The organism is Pseudomonas lurida (assembly GCF_002563895.1).
Taxonomy (GTDB): Bacteria; Pseudomonadota; Gammaproteobacteria; order Pseudomonadales; family Pseudomonadaceae; genus Aquipseudomonas; species Aquipseudomonas lurida.
On sequence record NZ_PDJB01000001.1, the window covers coordinates 5775559 to 5792429 of the forward strand.

Below are 16871 nucleotides of genomic sequence, written 5' to 3' on the forward strand. Positions count from 1 at the left end.
ACATAGGCACTGACGGGTCCACTGCATTCGCGAGCAAGCCCGCTGTCACATTCGATCAGCGTACGACGCCTTCCTCAACCAACAGTTTGAGAATGGCCTCGGCGCCCGCTTCCGGGCTGAGCCCCTTGAGCACCTGCCCGCCGCCGCCACTGGCCTTGGCCGTGGCGGCTTTCATGCGGTCAGCACCGCTCTTGGCCTTGATCACCTTGAGGCGCTTGGGGCGGGGCTTGGCCGGTTGCAGCACGGCGCCTGTGAATAACGCGTCCTGCTCGACCTCGACGTCATGGGCGGCCAGCTCACCGCGCTGCGCCGGGCCATAGGCGCTCTGCCGGGGCTTGGGCGCCGCGTTATCCACCGTCGCCAGGAACGGCAGGCGCACCTTCAAGCGCCGCCGCTGGCCACGTGGCAAGGCTTGCAGCACATGGGCCACGCCGCCATCGATGGACTCCACCTGCGCCAGCCCGACAATCAACGGCCAGCCCAATTGCTCGGCGAGCAAAAACGGCAACATGCCCGAGCCTTCACCGGTTTCGGCCTGGCTGCCAGCAAGCACCACCTGGGCACCGGCATCGCGCAGATACTCACTGAGGACCGGCAAGGCGTCGCTGCCGGCCGGTTGTTCCAGCACGTGCAACTGCGGCAAGCCCATGCCCAGGTAGCTGCGCAGCGTCGGTTCGGCGATGTCGCCGGCATGCAGCACCTGCAACTTATCCCCAGCCATTTGCAGGCCCAGTTCAACCGCTCGCGCGTCCTGCTCTGCACGGCGCGGGCGCCCGGAGGTCGGGTGGGCACCGATGGAAACCAGGCTGATTACATTCGTCGTCATGGCCATATCCTTAAGCTGCATCGCGCTTGGCGCCGTTGCGGTAGGCCTCGACCGCAGCGATCAAGGCTTGCAGTATTGCGGCGCTCTCGCCGATGACCGAGAGGTCGGCACGCTTGATCATGTCGCAACCGGGGTCGAGGTTGATCGCCACCACCTTGTCACAGGCACCGATGCCCTGCAGGTGCTGGATCGCCCCGGAAATGCCCACGGCCACATACACCCGCGCCGTGACCCAGGTGCCGCTGGCGCCGACCTGACGATCACGCGCCATGAAGCCATCGTCCACCGCTACCCGCGAAGCGCCCTCGGTGGCGCCCAACGCAGCGGCGGCCTGGTGGAACAGCGCCCAGTCCTTCACGCCATTGCCACCGGAGAAAATAAACTCCGCCTCGGCCATGGGAATCGCACCCGGGTCCACCGCTACCGCACCCAGGTCCTCGATGCGCGGCAGGCTGCGCGCCAGGGCTGTGGATAACTCCACCGGCAATACTTCGTGCCGGGTCTCGCTGACCGGTTCGGCGCATTCCGCGGCAGCCAGGATCAGGCGCGGCAGGGGCCGGGCCAAGTCTTCCTGGCCTGCGCCGGCGCGGCCGATGCATTCGTCGCCCTTGATCTGCCAGACCCGTGTGGCCGGGCGCTCCTTGAGGCTGGCGGCAAAGCGCCGCCCCAGTTCGCCGCCACCGCTGCGGCTGTCCGGCAGCAACCAGTGACGCGGGTTGAACTGGTTATCCACAGCACGCAAACCTTGCACGCGCTGCTCCGGTGAATAACCGTCGAATTCGTGGCCTTCCAGCACCAGCAGGCGGTCGACGCCAGCAGTAGCAAATGCGTTCTCCTTGTGTTCGCCAAACACCACCGCCAACACCGCACCGTCGCTGCCCGCGAGCTGCCGCGCCAGGCCCAGCACATCGCGGTCATGGCTGCTCAGGCGGCCACCGACCATGTCCGGCACCACGTTGATGTAGAACGCAGGCGCAGGCACCTGATGCAGCGGCAACTGCACGTCCACCGCCGCCGTGCGCTTGGCCGCACCGCCCTGCTGGGCGCCACTGCGGTCGATGCGCTTGATGCCATTGGGGCCGATAAAACCGACGCCGTGCACGTTCTTGCGGATGACGCCATTAGGCCCCATCCAACTGTGTTGGACCGGCTGCATCGCCGCGTGCAGCGGGTGCAGGCGGTTGCGGGCGATCCATTCGGCCCGTGGGTCGCGGCGGATAATGTCGCTCATCAGTGCACCTGCGCAGACGTTTGTTGGATAGGACGCTTGATAGGGGCTTTGGCCGGTGCAGCGTCTTCAAGCAACGCGTCGGCCACCAATTCGGCAATGTCCTTGATCAGCGGGCGCGGCTCGACCACACCTTCCAGCATCGCGGTGCATTGCGGGCAACCCACGGCCACCAGCTCGGCGCCGGTTTCGCGGATGTCGTCCATGCGCATGTCCGGGATCCGTTGCTTGCCGGGAATGTCGGTAATCGGCGCCCCGCCACCACCGCCGCAGCAGCGTGAACGGAAGCCTGAGCGTTGCATTTCCCTGACCTCGATGCCCAGCGCCCGCAGCACTTGGCGCGGCGCCTCGTATTCACCGTTGTAGCGACCCAGGTAGCACGGGTCGTGATAGGTCACGCTATTACCCTTGTGCTGGCCCAGGTTCAGCGCGCCCTCGCCGATCAGCTCGGCCATGAACGTACTGTGGTGCTGCACGAGGTAATTTCCGTTGAAGGCACCGTACTCATTCTTGAGCACATGGAAACTGTGCGGATCGCAGGTCACGATGCGCTTGAAGCTGTATCTGGCCAGGGTCTGGATATTGCGCGAAGCCAATAACTGGAAGGTCGCTTCATCGCCCAGACGACGGGCGACGTCGCCGCTGTCGCGTTCCTCCAGGCCGAGCACGGCGAAGTCGACCTTGGCCGCCTTGAGTACTTTGACGAACGCACGCAAGGTACGTTGGTTGCGCATGTCGAAGGCGCCGTCGCCGACCCAGAACAGCACCTCGCAGCTGCCCTTGTCGCTGAGCAGCGGCAGGTTCAGATCCGCAGCCCAGTTAAGGCGACCGCCGGGTGCGAAACCACCGGGGTTGTCAGTGGCGATCAGGTTCTCGAGGACTTCGGCGCCCTTGTTCGGGGTGGCACCTTTTTCCAGGGTGAGGTGGCGGCGCATGTCGACGATGGCGTCCACGTGCTCGATCATCATCGGGCACTCTTCCACGCAGGCACGGCAGGTGGTGCACGACCACAGGGTCTCGGCGTCCACCAGGCCATTGACGATCGGTTGGTGCGGGTTGCCACCGTGTTCGCCCACCGGTTTGCCCGGGTACGGGCTGCCGGCGAATTTCGCATCGGTGCCGCCGGCGAGGCCGACGACCATGTCCTGGATCAGCTTTTTCGGGTTCAGCGGCTGGCCAGCGGCGAACGCCGGGCACGCGGCTTCGCACTTGCCGCACTGCACGCAGGCGTCGAAGCCGAGCAGTTGGTTCCAGGTGAAATCCTTGGGCTTTTCCACGCCCAGTGGTGCGCTTTTATCGCTGAGGTCCAAGGGCTTCAAACCGGTGGAACGGCCACCGCCAAAGCGTTCGGCGCGGCGGTGCCAGGCCAGGTGCAGGGCACCGGCGAAGGCGTGCTTCATGGGGCCGCCCCAGGTCATGCCGAAGAACATCTCGGACACGCCCCACAGCACACCGACACCCAGCAACGCGGCCAGCAGCCAGCCGCCAAAATCAGCCGGCAGGATGCCCGCCACCGGCAGCGTCACCAGGAAGAAACTCACCGAGAATGCCATCAGGCTTTTCGGCAGGCGCATCCACGGGCCTTTGGACAAGCGCGACGGCGGGTTGCGCCGACGCAGGTAGACGAAAGTGGCGCCGACAAACATCAGCACCGACGCCAGCAGCAAGGCGTAGCCGAGGATGCGGTTCTGCAGGCCGAAGCCGTGCACGAGGATCGCCAGCAGTGCCGACAATACAAAGCCGAGCGCCGTGGCGACGTGGGTGTTGGCGATGTATTTGTCGCGGGCAACCACGTGGTGCAGGTCAACCATGTAGCGCTTGGGCATGGCCAGCAGGCCGCCCAGCAGATCGACCTTGGAAGCACGGCCACGGCGCCACATGTTCACCCGGCGCAAGGCGCCGAGGACGGCAAGGCCCAGGGCCGCGAACAAGAGGATAGGAAGCAAGGTGTTCAACATGGTGAAGCTCCCAAAGACCACGCGGGTCTTGCATGGGAGCCGGATCACTGTGGGAGTTGGCGTGCCTGCGATGGCATCGCCTCGGTTTCACTCAAGACCGAGTCGCCTGCATCGCGGGCAAGCCCGGCTCCCACATTGTTCAGCTCCCACATGTAGATCGAGTACACAGTGGCTCGGTGGTTTGCTAGAAGTCCTTGCACAAGCGCAGGGCGTCATAGATCGCAGCGTGGGTATTACGCTGCGCCACACAGTCGCCAATGCGGAACAGCAAGTACCCGTCACCCGCCTCGCTCAAGCACGGCTGCGGCTTGATCGCGAACAGGGCTTCGACGTCGATCTGGCCCTTGTTGCGCGAGCCTTCCTTGAGCGCGTAGTAGATGGCTTCATCCGGACGCACGCCGTTCTCCACCACCACCTGGTCGACCACTCGTTCCTCCTTGGCACCGGTGTATTCGTTCTCCAGCACCGCCACCAGCTTGTCGCCCTCGCGGTAGACCTTTTCCAGCATCATGTCGCCGGTCATGATCACTTCCTTGGGGTACATGCTGCGGTAGTAGGTCGGGAACGACGTACCGCCGATGGCCACGCCGGGCTTGATGTCATCGGTGACGATCTCGACCTGGCTGCCTTTGTCGGCCAGGAAGTCGGCGACCGACATGCCGGTGAATTCACAGATGGTGTCGTACACCAGCACGTTCTTGCCCGGCGCCACCTTGCCGTCGAGCACATCCCAACTGCTGACGACCAAGCCTTCGGCCGCGCCCCAGTGCTCGTTCTGCTCGACGTTCGGGTGCCCGCCCACCGCCAGCACCACCACATCCGGACGCAGGTCCAGGATGGTGTCGGCATCGGCGGCCACGCCCAGGCGCAGGTCGACTTTCAAGCGCGCCAGCTCCAACTGGAACCAGCGGGTGATGCCGGCAATCTGGTCACGCTGCGGCGCTTTGGAGGCCGTGGTGATCTGCCCGCCGATAAACTCTTTCTTCTCGAGCAGGGTCACGTCGTGGCCACGCTCGGCGGCCACGCGTGCTGCTTCCATCCCGGCCGGGCCGGCACCGACCACCACGACTTTGCGCTTGGGCCCGGTGGATTTCTCGATGATGTGCGGCACGCCCATGTATTCACGCGACGTCGCGGCGTTCTGGATGCACAGCACATCCAGCCCTTGGTACTGGCGGTCGATGCAGTAGTTGGCGCCCACGCACTGCTTGATCTGGTCGATCTGGCCCATCTTGATCTTCGCGATCAGGTGCGGGTCGGCGATGTGCGCACGGGTCATGCCGACCATGTCCACGTAGCCGCCTTCCAGAATTCGGGTGGCCTGGTTCGGGTCCTTGATGTTCTGCGCGTGCAGCACCGGGACCTTGACCACTTCCTTGATACCGGCGGCCAGGTGCAGGAACGGCTCCGGTGGATAACTCATGTTGGGGATCACGTTGGCCAGGGTGTTGTGCGTATCGCAACCCGAGCCCACCACGCCGATGAAATCGAGCATGCCGGTGTCGTCGTAATACTTGGCGATCTGCTTCATGTCCTCGTGGGACAGGCCGTCCGGGTGGAATTCGTCACCGCACAGGCGCATGCCCACGCAGAAGTCGTCACCGACCTCGGCACGCACGGCTTTAAGCACTTCCAGGCCAAACTTCATGCGGCCTTCAAAGGTGCCGCCCCATTCGTCGGTACGCTTGTTGACCCGTGGGCTCCAGAACTGGTCGATCATGTGCTGGTGCACTGCCGACAGTTCCACACCGTCCAGGCCACCGGCCTTGGCGCGCCGCGCGGCCTGGGCGTAGTTGCCGATCACGCGCCAGATTTCTTCCGGCTCGATGGTCTTGCAGGTGGCACGGTGCACTGGCTCACGCACGCCGGACGGCGACATCAGGGTGGGCCAGTTGAAGCCGTCCCAGCGCGAGCGACGGCCCATGTGGGTAATCTGGATCATGATCTTGGCGCCATGCTTGTGCATGGCGTCGGCCAGGTTCTGGAAGTGCGGGATGATGCGGTCGGTGGACAAGTTCACCGAACTCCACCACTCCTGCGGGCTGTCGATAGCCACTACCGAGGAACCGCCGCAGATCGCCAGGCCGATGCCGCCCTTGGCTTTCTCTTCGTAGTACTTCACATAGCGGTCAGTGGTCATCCCGCCGTCGGTGGCATACACCTCGGCGTGAGCGGTACTGAGCACGCGGTTGCGGATGGTCAGTTTGCCGATCTGGATCGGCGCAAACATTGCTTCGAAAGCCATGGCACGGTCCTCGGCTTACAACGGCTTGACGGTGAACAGGCCGTCATCGTGGCCCTCTTCGGAGCCTCCGTAGACTTGTTCGGCGACGGTGCGGATCTTGCTGCCACGCGCTTGAAGAATCTGGTCCATGGCACCGGCAAACCAGCCGGTGAACATGTAGTCCACTTTGCGCCCGACCTTGCCGTACACGTAGACGAAGGCCGAGTGTTCAAGCTTGACGCTGGCAGTGCCTTTGTCGAGGTCGATGTCCTGGATCTTGAACAGGCCCCAGCCGCGTTGCGACAGGCGCTTCATGTAATGCTCGAACACCGCGACGCCTTCCAGACCGTGGCACTCGGCTTCTTTTTCACACCAGTGCCAGGCGGATTTGTAGCCGGCCTTGTAGAGGATCTCGGCATAGGCATCGGCGCCCAGCACTTCCTCGATACCCATGTGGTTGTTGACGAAGAAATGGCGTGGCACGTACAGCATCGGCAGGGCATCGGAGGTCCAGACACCGGTTTCGCTGTCGACTTCGATAGGCAATTGCGGGGCGATCTTGGCCATGGAAACTTAACTCCAGAAAATTCGTTTTGATGCCCCCGGCGCGGATGGCCGGGGGAAAAGAAGTGTCAGCGGTGGCTTATTCGCCCCAGACGTCCTTGAGCACGTTGACCCAGTTTTCGCCCATGATCTTGCGCACCACGCGCTCAGGATGGCCGCGCTTGAGCAGGGTCTCGGTGAGGTTGGGGAACTCGCCCACGGTGCGGATGCCCAGCGGGTTGATGATCTTGCCGAAGCTGGTCAGGCGGCGGGCATAGCCCTTGTCATGGGTCAGCATCTCGAAGAAATCCTGGCCATGGCCCTGGGTGAAGTCGGTACCGATACCGATCGCGTCTTCGCCGACGATGTTCATGGTGTATTCGATGGCTTCGGCGTAATCGTCGATGGTCGAATCGATGCCCTTGGCCAGGAACGGCGCGAACATGGTCACGCCGACGAAGCCGCCGTGATCGGCAATGAACTTCAGCTCTTCATCGGACTTGTTGCGCGGATGCTCTTTAAGCCCGGAAGGCAGGCAGTGGGAATAGCACACCGGTTTCTTCGATTCGAGGATGACCTCTTCGGACGTCTTGGAGCCCACGTGGGACAGGTCACACATGATGCCGACGCGGTTCATTTCGCCGACGACCTCGCGACCGAAGCCCGACAAGCCGCCATCGCGCTCGTAGCAACCGGTGCCGACCAGGTTCTGGGTGTTGTAGCACATCTGCACCACACCCACGCCGAGCTGCTTGAAGATCTCGACATAGCCGAGCTGGTCTTCGAAGGCATGCGCGTTCTGGAAGCCGAAGATGATGCCGGTCTTGCCCTGCTCCTTGGCTTTGCGGATATCCGCGGTGGTTTTCACCGGGATCACCAGGTCGCTGTTTTCACGGATCAGGGTCTGGCTGGCCACAATATTGTTGATGGTGGCCTGGAACCCTTCCCACACCGACACCGTGCAGTTGGCAGCGGTGAGGCCACCTTTGCGCATGTCCTCGAACAGGTCGCGGTTCCACTTGGCAATAATCAGCCCGTCGATAACGATGCTGTCGGCGTGCAATTCGGCTGGGCTCATCAGGCGTCCCCTTATTGGCGATTCATGCGCCGAATCGTCTGCCGGCGCTTTGGGGCCAGCATATGCCCAGGGGACGACAGAGCCGGGTGCAAAAACGACAGGGGAATTGCCGAAAGCGTCAATCCGCGACAAAGGCTGTTAAGAGAGGTCTGACTGGCGGCTGTTCTTTGTCTTACGCTTGAGCCAGAATTCCCGCATCACCTGATATGAGACGGCGCAATGAAATCGATTTTCCTGGCTTTGGCACTCATCGCAACCGGCGTCCACGCGGCCGAAGACACCGACAGCACGCCGTGCGATGGCATCGAAAACGACAAGCAAACCCTGGAATGCGCCACCTACAACAAAACCACCGCCGAGCAATTGCTCAAGGATAACTATCAGGGCCTGCTGGAACGCATGGGTTCGACCTATGGCAGTGACAAGACCAAGCTGGCAGACATTACCGCTCGTCTGAAGGATGCCCAGCAGAAGTGGGAAAAACTGCGCGACGCCGATTGCGCCGTGGACACCTTCCCGGCGGTGAACGGCACCAAGGCCTATGCGATTGCGCAGAACGACTGCCTGGCGCGGATGAGTGATGAGCGGTCGGAGTTTCTGGAGTCGATCGGGCAGGAATAAGCGACAATCCCCGCCACTTTCTCTCTGGACCAAGGCTATTCATGAAGACTTGCGGCATCGAAATCAAAGGCAGCGAAGCCATCATCGCCGTCGCCTCCCTGGACAACCAGGCGCTGAGCCATGTCGCCCTGGCGACCAAGAAAATCGCTTTGGAAGACGACGATGAGGCCGCTAACGTCAAAGCCTTCGCGGCCCACGTGAAGGCTTTCGTGCAGGAAAACGCCATCGAGCGTATCGCGATCAAGAAGCGCAGCAAGAAAGGCGAATTCGCCGGTGGCCCGACCACGTTCAAGATTGAAGGGGTGTTTCAGTTGCTGGACGGGGTTGAGGTGACACTGCTGTCGCCACAGACCCTTAATGCACAGAACAAGAAGCACACCTTTGAGCTGCCGGCGACGCTGAACAAGTACCAGCATGAGGCCTACAAGGCGGCGTGTTCGGCCTTGGTAAAAAAATAAGCAACGCCACTTGTCCCCTGCGGGAGCTGGCTTGCCTGCGATGGCGGTACATCAGTCGACACCCATCGTGCTGACCCACCGCTATCGCAGGCAAGCCAGCTCCCACATTTGATTGAGCTGTTCCCTAGTCAGGTGCACGGCTCTTGTGTTGCAGCCAGTCCCCGAAGGTTTTGTCCTCCAGCGCATAACCGCCCCGGCTCGACTTCCACACCAGTTCCTTGTCGCGCAAGGCATCTATACAGGCCTGAATTGTCTGGGTGCCCGGCACCACGTCGCTGCCCATGTCCTTCAGTGCTTTGCTGACTGCAGTAAGGGTGCTGTCGGTGAACGGCGCGAAGGGTTCGTTGTTTTTCGAGCGCTCCACCATCACTTCCAGTACGGCACGCTGGGGAATGGTGAGGTTGTTCCAGGCGCTTTCGAATTCGGTCCACACGCCTGCGCGCAGCAGTTCGGCGCGACTGTGCAGCAGTTGGCCCAGGTTGCTGGCCTCACCCAACTCCAGTGCCACTTCACCAATGATCGTGCGCAGCATCTCGGGACGCCGACCTACCAACTCGAACGCCTCATCAATGTCTGCAGCGTTGAATTGATTGGTCTGGGCCAGGTGCGCGTTGAGGTGCGCGGTGTACGCCTGGGTGAACTCTTTGCCCAGCAAGGGGAACGGGGTGATGCTGGAGCCGAAGAACGGCTGGCTTTTGCCCAATACCAAATGCGCCAGTTTGTCGCGGTTGGAGCCGGTAAACACCAGGCGCAAACCACTGCCCTCCTCGTCACGCCCTTGGTTGAGCTGATCGCGGGCGGCCTTCAACGCGAACATCGCGTTGATACCCGACTCGGTGGTCAAGGCGTGCTGCGCTTCGTCAATCACCAGCACGACGGGCTTTTCCGCCACGCTGTGGAGCAGTTCCAAGGCTTGGGTCAGCGTTGCGCCGACAGGCAATTGTGGTTTGGTAAAGTCCCAGGAGAGCGTGCGCAGAAAGCTTAGTTTCTCGATACCGATGTTCTTGGCCAGCTTGCGAATGCCCTTTTCATAGGGCACCAGCGCAGAGGCAATCGCGCTGGAGATCAGCTCCGCCGGATCTTTCTCTTTATCGGCCCAGAGATCCACATACACCGCCAGCCAACCCCGCAGCTGACACTCCGGGATCAGGTCTTCACGCAAAAAAGTACTTTTGCCCGTGCGACGCGGCGCCGCGAGAAACAGCCCAGAGGTGAAATCCTGGATACCAGCCCCCACCAGGCCGTCGGCAATGCTGCTCGCCAGGGCGGGACGCCGGAATACAAAGCCGCTGTGCTTGGACATGGTTTTATACTCAATTATTTGGAGAACTATAAATTATAGTCGTGAGTATAATTGACTATAATTGATCGTCACACCACCTCCCGTCGCCGGTCCTCCCTCGGGCACTTGGCAAACCTCGCCCGATAACTTCGGGTGAAATAAGACGGCGATTCAAACCCGCACGCAATACTCACCTCCAGCACGCTCATGTCGCTCTGGCGCAGCAGTTGCCGGGCTTTCTCCAGGCGCAGGCCGAGGTAGAAGTTGCTCGGGGTATCGTTCAGGTGCAGGCGAAACAGGCGCTCCAACTGGCGCCGGGTGACTTTGATCGCTTCGGCCAGGGCCAATGTGCTCAGCGGCGGCTCGGTGTGCTGCTCCATTTCGCCGATCACCTGCACCAGTTTCTTGTTGTTGATGCCATAGCGCGTGGCGATCTGCATGCGCTGGTGGTCTTTGCGTGGGCGGATGCGGCCGAGTACGAATTGTTCGGAGACCTGGATCGCCAGGTCGGGGCCATGAGCCTGGGCGATCAGGTCGAGCATCAGGTCGATGGACGCAGTGCCGCCGGCGCAGGTGATGCGACGGCGATCGATCTCGAACAGTTCCTGGGTCACGGCCAAGTGTGGATACGACTCCTTGAACGCGTCGATGGCCTCCCAGTGCAGGGTCAGGCGGTGGCCGTCGAGCAGGCCGGCTTCAGCCAGCACACAGGCACCGGTGTCGATGGCGCCGAGGGTCACCCCATCGTGATCAAGGCGGCGTAGCCAGTGCTCCAGCGCAGGGGTGGCGAACTGCAGGGGTTCGAAGCCCGCCACCACCAACAACGTCGCGCCCTTTTTCAAGGGTTCCAGCGCGGCGTCGGCGTTCACCGACATGCCATTGCTCGCCAATACCGCGCCGCCATCGGCGCTCAACACGTGCCAGCGGTACAGCTCGCCACGGAAGCGGTTGGCCACCCGCAGCGGCTCCAGCGCAGAGATAAAGCCGATCGCCGAGAAGCCCGGCATCAGCAGAAAGTAGAAATCCTGGGACATGGTGGCGCTCTCGTCGGACGGGCAGCGTGGCACTGTGATACTCCCGTTCTCGGGTGGATTCAAGGGGGCAGGTCGCTGCAGTGCAAGAGCTGGTCGCCGCCGTGCGTTTTGTCGCCTCCAAAGCTACGTAACTTAAACCCGCAACATCAGCCTCACGGCGCATAAAGACGCCGGCCCCCACAATAATGACCTGCCGAGGGATCCACCATGAACCGACTGATCAGCCGCTGTGTACTCGCACTCAGCGCCAGCGCCATCTTGAGCACGAACGTACTGGCTGCCGACGCGGCATCTTGCCAGAACGTGCGCATGGGCGTGGTGAACTGGACCGACGTAATCGCCACCAGCGCCATGACCCAAGTGTTGCTCGACGGCCTCGGCTACAAGACCAAGCAAACCAGTGCCTCCCAGCAAATCATCTTTGCCGGTATCCGCGACCAGCGCCTGGACTTGTTCCTCGGCTACTGGAACCCGCTGATGACCCAGACCATCACGCCGTTCGTCGACGCCAAGCAAGTCAAGGTCCTCGACAAACCCAGCCTGGAAGACGCGCGCGCCACCCTCGCCGTGCCCACCTATCTGGCGGACAAAGGCCTGAAAACCTTCGCCGACATCGCCAAGTTCGAGAAAGAACTGGGCGGCAAGATCTACGGCATCGAGCCAGGCTCGGGTGCCAATACCCAGATCAAGGCGATGATCGCCAAGAACCAGTTCGGCCTGGGCAAGTTCCAACTGGTGGAATCCAGTGAAGCCGGCATGCTCGCCGCCGTCGACCGTGCGGTTCGTCGCAAGGAAGCCGTGGTGTTCTTCGGCTGGGCGCCGCACCCGATGAACGTCAACGTCGCCATGACGTACCTCACCGGCAGCGACGATGCCCTGGGCCCGAATGAAGGCATGGCCACCGTGTGGAGCGTCACCGCGCCGAACTACGCCGAGCAGTGCCCCAACGTGCACAAGCTGCTGACCAACCTGACCTTCACCGCCGCCGACGAGAGCCGGATGATGCAGCCGTTGCTGGATCACAAGGACGCCCTCGAGTCCGCCAAGCAGTGGCTCAAGGACCACCCTCAGGACCAGGCCCGCTGGTTGGAAGGTGTGACCACCTTCGACGGCAAGCCGGCAGCGGCCAACCTGCAATTAACCAGCAAATAACCTTTTTGCGAATCACCGCTTCGCGGTCACTACCGACCGCGAACGGCGCCCTACGCCTTGAAATCACACGCCTGTAAGGAACCGCCTCATGAACCACGACGTCATCATCACCTGCGCACTCACCGGTGCTGGCGACACGACCAGCAGAAGCCCACACGTGCCGGTCACCCCCAAGCAAATCGCCGCGGCGGCCGTGGAGGCCGCCAAGGCCGGCGCGACTGTCGTGCATTGCCACGTGCGTGACCCCGAAACCGGCAAGTTCAGCCGCGACGTCGCCCTGTACCGCGAAGTAATGGAGCGCATCCGTGAGGCCGACATCGACATCATCGTCAACCTCACCGCCGGCATGGGCGGCGACCTGGAGATCGGCGGTGGCGAGAACCCGATGGCGTTCGGCCCCAACACCGACCTGGTGGGCCCACTGACCCGCCTGGCCCACGTCGAAGAGCTGCTACCGGAGATCTGCACCCTCGACTGCGGCACCCTGAACTTCGGCGATGGCGACACCATTTACGTGTCTACCCCGGCGCAACTGCGGGCGGGCGCCAAACGCATCCAGGAACTGGGTGTAAAAGCCGAGCTGGAGATCTTCGACACCGGCCACCTGTGGTTCGCCAAACAGATGATCAAGGAAGGCCTGCTGGACGACCCGCTGTTCCAACTGTGCCTGGGCATCCCATGGGGCGCGCCGGCCGACACTGCCACCATGAAAGCCATGGTCGACAACCTGCCCGCCGACGCCGTGTGGGCAGGCTTCGGCATCGGCCGCATGCAAATGCCGATGGCCGCGCAGGCCGTACTGCTGGGTGGCAACGTGCGGGTCGGCCTGGAAGACAACCTGTGGCTGGACAAAGGCGTACTCGCCACCAACGGCCAACTGGTGGAACGCGCCAGTGAAATCCTCAGCCGCCTCGGTGCACGGGTCATGACCCCGGCCGAAGGCCGCGTGAAGATGGGCCTGACCAAGCGCGGGTAATACAGACACCACAACACGTTGTGGGAGCCGGGCTTGCCCGCGAGCGCGGTAAGCCAGCCACCGACTGCGTCAGTTGGCACACCGCTATCGCAGCCAAGCCAGCTCCCACATTGAATCAGCGAACCGCCTTAGGAATGTCGCCCATGAGCTTTATCACAGAAATCAAAACCTTCGCCGCCCTCGGCAGCGGCGTCATCGGTAGCGGCTGGGTCTCCCGTGCCCTGGCCCATGGCCTGGATGTGGTGGCCTGGGACCCGGCGCCCGGTGCCGAGGCTGCGCTGCGCAAACGTGTCGCCAACGCCTGGGGCGCCCTGGAAAAACAAGGCCTGGCGCCGGGTGCATCCCAGGACCGCCTACGCTTCGTGGCAACCATCGAAGCGTGCGTGAAAGACGCCGATTTCATCCAGGAAAGCGCCCCCGAACGGTTGGAACTCAAACTGGACCTGCACAGCAAGATCAGCGCGGCGGCCAAGCCGAATGCGCTGATTGGCTCGAGCACCTCGGGCCTGTTGCCGAGTGAGTTCTATGAGGGTTCGACCCACCCCGAACGTTGTGTGGTCGGCCACCCGTTCAACCCGGTTTACCTGCTGCCGCTGGTGGAAGTGGTCGGCGGCAAGAACACTGCGCCAGAGGCGATCCAGGCCGCGATCAAGGTGTATGAATCACTCGGCATGCGCCCACTGCATGTACGCAAGGAAGTGCCCGGCTTTATCGCCGACCGCCTGCTTGAAGCGCTATGGCGTGAAGCGCTGCACCTGGTCAACGATGGCGTGGCCACCACCGGCGAAATCGATGACGCCATCCGGTTTGGCGCCGGCCTGCGCTGGTCGTTCATGGGCACCTTTCTGACCTACACCTTGGCGGGCGGCGACGCTGGCATGCGGCATTTCATGGCGCAGTTCGGCCCGGCACTGCAGTTGCCGTGGACCTACCTGCCGGCACCGGAACTGACCGACAAACTGATTGACGATGTCGTCGACGGCACCAGCGATCAACTGGGCAAACACAGCATTTCGGCGCTGGAACGCTATCGTGATGATTGCCTGCTGGCGGTGCTGGAGGCAGTGAAAACCACCAAGGCCAAGCACGGCATGACCTTCGCTGAATAACCGCCTTTGATTGCTGTGGGAGCGGGATTGCCTGCGAGGGCGATGCAAGATTCACCAGCGCTACCGAAGGCAAGCCCGCTCCCACGGTTCACGGAGTCATCATCCGGAGTTTGTTCTATGCCCGCACTCACCACCTACTCCACCCAGGTCCTCCCCGATTGGGTGGACTACAACGGCCACCTGCGCGACGCGTTCTACCTGCTGATCTTCAGCTACGCCACCGACGCACTGATGGACAAGCTGGGCCTGGACAGCGAAAACCGCGAAGCCAGCGGCCATTCACTGTTCACCCTGGAACTGCACCTGAACTACCTGCACGAAGTGAAACTCGGCGCCGAAGTGCAGGTGCGCACGCAACTGATCGCCTTTGATGCCAAACGCCTGCACCTCTATCACAGCCTGCACTTAGCGGGCGACGAAAAGGAACTGGCGGGCAACGAACAGATGCTCTTGCACGTCGACCTCGCCGGCCCGCACTCGGCGCCGTTCACCGAGGCGACGTCGGCAACACTCGCGGCCATCAGCGCAGAGCAGGCTGACTTGGCGCGCCCCGCCCTCCTTGGCCGAGTGATTGGACTGCCGCCAAAAAAATAGCCTTCTAAAAAACACTGAGGAGCCACCATGCAAACCGCCGCTGCTGTTGCCGATTTCCGTACCTACCCGAAGATCTGCGACCTCGCCGGGGCGCAGGTGCTGGATGACCAGATCCGTGTGCAGTGGGCCGATGGGCGGGTCAGCCCGTTTCATCATCAGTGGCTGCGGGACAACTGCCCGTGCGCGGAATGCGTGTACAGCGTGACCCGCGAGCAAGTGCTGGAGATTGCCGATGTGGCTGACGATCTCACGGCCATTGGTGCGTATATCGACCAGGGTTGCCTCAGCGTGGAATGGCACGGCGGCCATCGCAGCCAGTACGATCCCGGATGGCTGCGGGCACACGCCTACGACGATCAATCACGCGCCGAACGCCGGGCGGCGAAACCAGAACCCCGGCTGTGGGACGCCACCTTCGAGCTGCCCGTATTCGACTATGGAGCGGTCATGGAAGACCCCAAGGCGCTGCTGCAATGGCTGCTGGCCCTGCGTGACTGCGGACTGACGCAAGTACGCGACGTACCCACCGAACCGGGCTCCCTGGCGCTGATTGCCACGCGCATTTCGTTTATCCGCGAGAGCAACTTCGGCGTGCTATTCAACGTGCAATCCAAGGCCGATGCCGACAGCAATGCCTACACCGCATTCAACCTGCCGCTGCACAGTGACCTGCCGACCCGTGAGCTGCAACCGGGCCTGCAATTCCTGCATTGCCTGGTGAACGATGCCGACGGCGGCGAGAGCATTTTTGTCGATGGGTTTGCCATCGCCAACGCGTTGCGCAGGGAAGACCCCGACGCGTTTCGCGCGCTGTGTGAAATCCCCGTGGAGTTTCGCAACAAGGACCGGCACAGCGACTATCGCCGCCTGGCGCCGATCATTGCGCTGGATGCCGTGGGAGAGGTGGTGGAGATTCGCATGGCCAATTTTCTGCGCGGGCCATTCGAGGCCAGTGTGGAGCAGATGCCGTTGCTGTATCGGGCGTATCGACGGTTTATCGCGATGACACGCGAGGATCGCTTTCGGCTGGTCAAGCGCCTGAACCCGGGCGAGTTGTGGTGCTTCGATAACCGTCGCACCTTGCATGCGCGCAATGCGTTCGACCCCACCTCCGGCGCCCGGCACTTCCAGGGATGCTATATCGACAGGGATGAATTGCTGTCGCGCATCCGGGTGTTGCAGCGCTAGATCCCAGGCAAAAAAAGCCCCGATCAAGCCGTGACAGGATCGGGGCAGAGTGCTTTGTGTGACGTGACATCCCGAGGGTGACCAAACCTTCAAGTTGCTTGCCTGGCGTTCAGTGTGCCTATTACTTCTGTCGGTAAATGGCCCGAAAACGACCTGTTCATAGCCATCTGAGGCATCCGCGCAATCTGCCCTTGCCGACCGGTTGAGCGGCTACCAGAATCCAAGTCAAACCCCGCTCCCTTCACCAGGATAAACGTCATGATGCATGCGGATTTGATTGACCAGGATGACCTGCTGGGCCAACTGCGCTCGCTGGGCTTCGAGGTGTCCAGCGGTGCCACCGCCGAACAGGCCTGCGAGTGCGCGGTACGCGGTTTGAGCGAAGCCAGGGCCAAGGCGCTCAAGGGCATGGTCGAGCAGATGTACACCGGCAAGGCGACGATCTTGCCGGCGGTGCGGCAGGCGATCGACAAGCAGTTGTTGCCGGCGTTGGTGCAGTTCAAACAGAACTCGGGCGCCTGATTAATCGCTATCGCAGGCAAGCCAGATTCCCCATTTGACTGTATTCACAGATCAAACTGTGGGGGCTGGCTTGCCTGC

Annotated in this window: 16 protein-coding genes; 8 read left to right on the top strand and 8 right to left on the bottom strand. The window is 62.2% G+C overall.

The features are described from left to right. Positions 1 to 55 precede the first annotated feature (55 nt). The 6 genes from etfB to ATH90_RS26425 all read right to left on the bottom strand — a co-directional run bounded on the left by etfB (position 56) and on the right by ATH90_RS26425 (position 7857). Positions 56 to 826 carry an electron transfer flavoprotein subunit beta gene (gene etfB / locus ATH90_RS26400; protein WP_034109790.1) on the bottom strand — a complete coding sequence of 257 codons (771 nt, stop codon included), beginning with the start codon at positions 824 to 826 and terminating at the stop codon, positions 56 to 58. A 10-nt stretch (positions 827 to 836) separates the two neighbouring features. Next, positions 837 to 2057, bottom strand: coding sequence for an electron transfer flavoprotein subunit alpha (gene etfA / locus ATH90_RS26405; protein ID WP_069078446.1), 1221 nt, complete (start codon positions 2055 to 2057; stop codon positions 837 to 839). Beyond that, a complete protein-coding gene (dgcB, locus tag ATH90_RS26410) occupies positions 2057 to 4012 on the bottom strand; it encodes a dimethylglycine demethylation protein DgcB (protein WP_098467489.1) in 1956 nt (651 codons plus the stop codon). The genes etfA and dgcB overlap by 1 nt, the downstream gene beginning before the upstream one ends. 184 nt (positions 4013 to 4196) lie before the next feature. Then, positions 4197 to 6257: a dimethylglycine demethylation protein DgcA gene (gene dgcA / locus ATH90_RS26415; RefSeq protein WP_034109797.1), complete on the bottom strand. Its 2061-nt coding sequence runs from the start codon at positions 6255 to 6257 to the stop codon at positions 4197 to 4199. 15 nt (positions 6258 to 6272) lie between these two features. Beyond that, positions 6273 to 6803 carry a DUF5943 domain-containing protein gene (locus tag ATH90_RS26420; protein WP_008033249.1) on the bottom strand — a complete coding sequence of 177 codons (531 nt, stop codon included), beginning with the start codon at positions 6801 to 6803 and terminating at the stop codon, positions 6273 to 6275. Positions 6804 to 6879: 76 nt separating this feature from the next. Beyond that, positions 6880 to 7857 (bottom strand): dipeptidase, encoded by a 978-nt coding sequence (locus tag ATH90_RS26425; RefSeq protein WP_015886257.1) that lies wholly within the window; start codon positions 7855 to 7857, stop codon positions 6880 to 6882. A 219-nt stretch (positions 7858 to 8076) separates the two neighbouring features. Between ATH90_RS26425 and ATH90_RS26430 the strand changes: the two genes are divergently transcribed. Next, entirely contained in the window at positions 8077 to 8478 is a 402-nt protein-coding gene (locus ATH90_RS26430; RefSeq protein WP_034109800.1) for a lysozyme inhibitor LprI family protein, read from the top strand. A gap of 41 nt (positions 8479 to 8519) precedes the next feature. Further along, complete coding sequence (locus tag ATH90_RS26435; protein WP_098467490.1) at positions 8520 to 8936, top strand: DUF3010 family protein; 417 nt, start codon at positions 8520 to 8522, stop codon at positions 8934 to 8936. A 124-nt stretch (positions 8937 to 9060) separates the two neighbouring features. On the opposite strand, the gene ATH90_RS26440 is transcribed toward ATH90_RS26435, so the two are convergent. Then, entirely contained in the window at positions 9061 to 10239 is a 1179-nt protein-coding gene (locus ATH90_RS26440) for an AAA family ATPase (RefSeq protein ID WP_034109804.1), read from the bottom strand. 68 nt (positions 10240 to 10307) lie between these two features. Further along, positions 10308 to 11252 carry a GlxA family transcriptional regulator gene (locus ATH90_RS26445; protein WP_034109806.1) on the bottom strand — a complete coding sequence of 315 codons (945 nt, stop codon included), beginning with the start codon at positions 11250 to 11252 and terminating at the stop codon, positions 10308 to 10310. A 207-nt stretch (positions 11253 to 11459) separates the two neighbouring features. Here ATH90_RS26445 and ATH90_RS26450 point away from each other — a divergent pair, with 207 nt between their 5' ends. From ATH90_RS26450 to ATH90_RS26475, 6 genes are all read left to right on the top strand, one after another. Continuing rightward, positions 11460 to 12404: a choline ABC transporter substrate-binding protein gene (locus ATH90_RS26450; RefSeq protein WP_034109808.1), complete on the top strand. Its 945-nt coding sequence runs from the start codon at positions 11460 to 11462 to the stop codon at positions 12402 to 12404. Between the two features lie 88 nt (positions 12405 to 12492). After that, complete coding sequence (gene cdhC, locus ATH90_RS26455; protein ID WP_098467492.1) at positions 12493 to 13380, top strand: 3-dehydrocarnitine:acetyl-CoA trimethylamine transferase CdhC; 888 nt, start codon at positions 12493 to 12495, stop codon at positions 13378 to 13380. A 143-nt stretch (positions 13381 to 13523) separates the two neighbouring features. Next, positions 13524 to 14489, top strand: coding sequence for an L-carnitine dehydrogenase (locus ATH90_RS26460; RefSeq protein ID WP_034109811.1), 966 nt, complete (start codon positions 13524 to 13526; stop codon positions 14487 to 14489). Positions 14490 to 14606: 117 nt separating this feature from the next. Then, entirely contained in the window at positions 14607 to 15083 is a 477-nt protein-coding gene (locus ATH90_RS26465) for a thioesterase family protein (RefSeq protein ID WP_034109813.1), read from the top strand. A 27-nt stretch (positions 15084 to 15110) separates the two neighbouring features. Then, positions 15111 to 16271, top strand: coding sequence for a gamma-butyrobetaine dioxygenase (locus ATH90_RS26470; protein ID WP_098467493.1), 1161 nt, complete (start codon positions 15111 to 15113; stop codon positions 16269 to 16271). 258 nt (positions 16272 to 16529) lie between these two features. Next, positions 16530 to 16793, top strand: a complete 264-nt coding sequence (locus ATH90_RS26475; RefSeq protein WP_034109817.1) for a hypothetical protein — start codon at positions 16530 to 16532, stop codon at positions 16791 to 16793. The last annotated feature ends 78 nt before the right edge of the window (positions 16794 to 16871 follow it).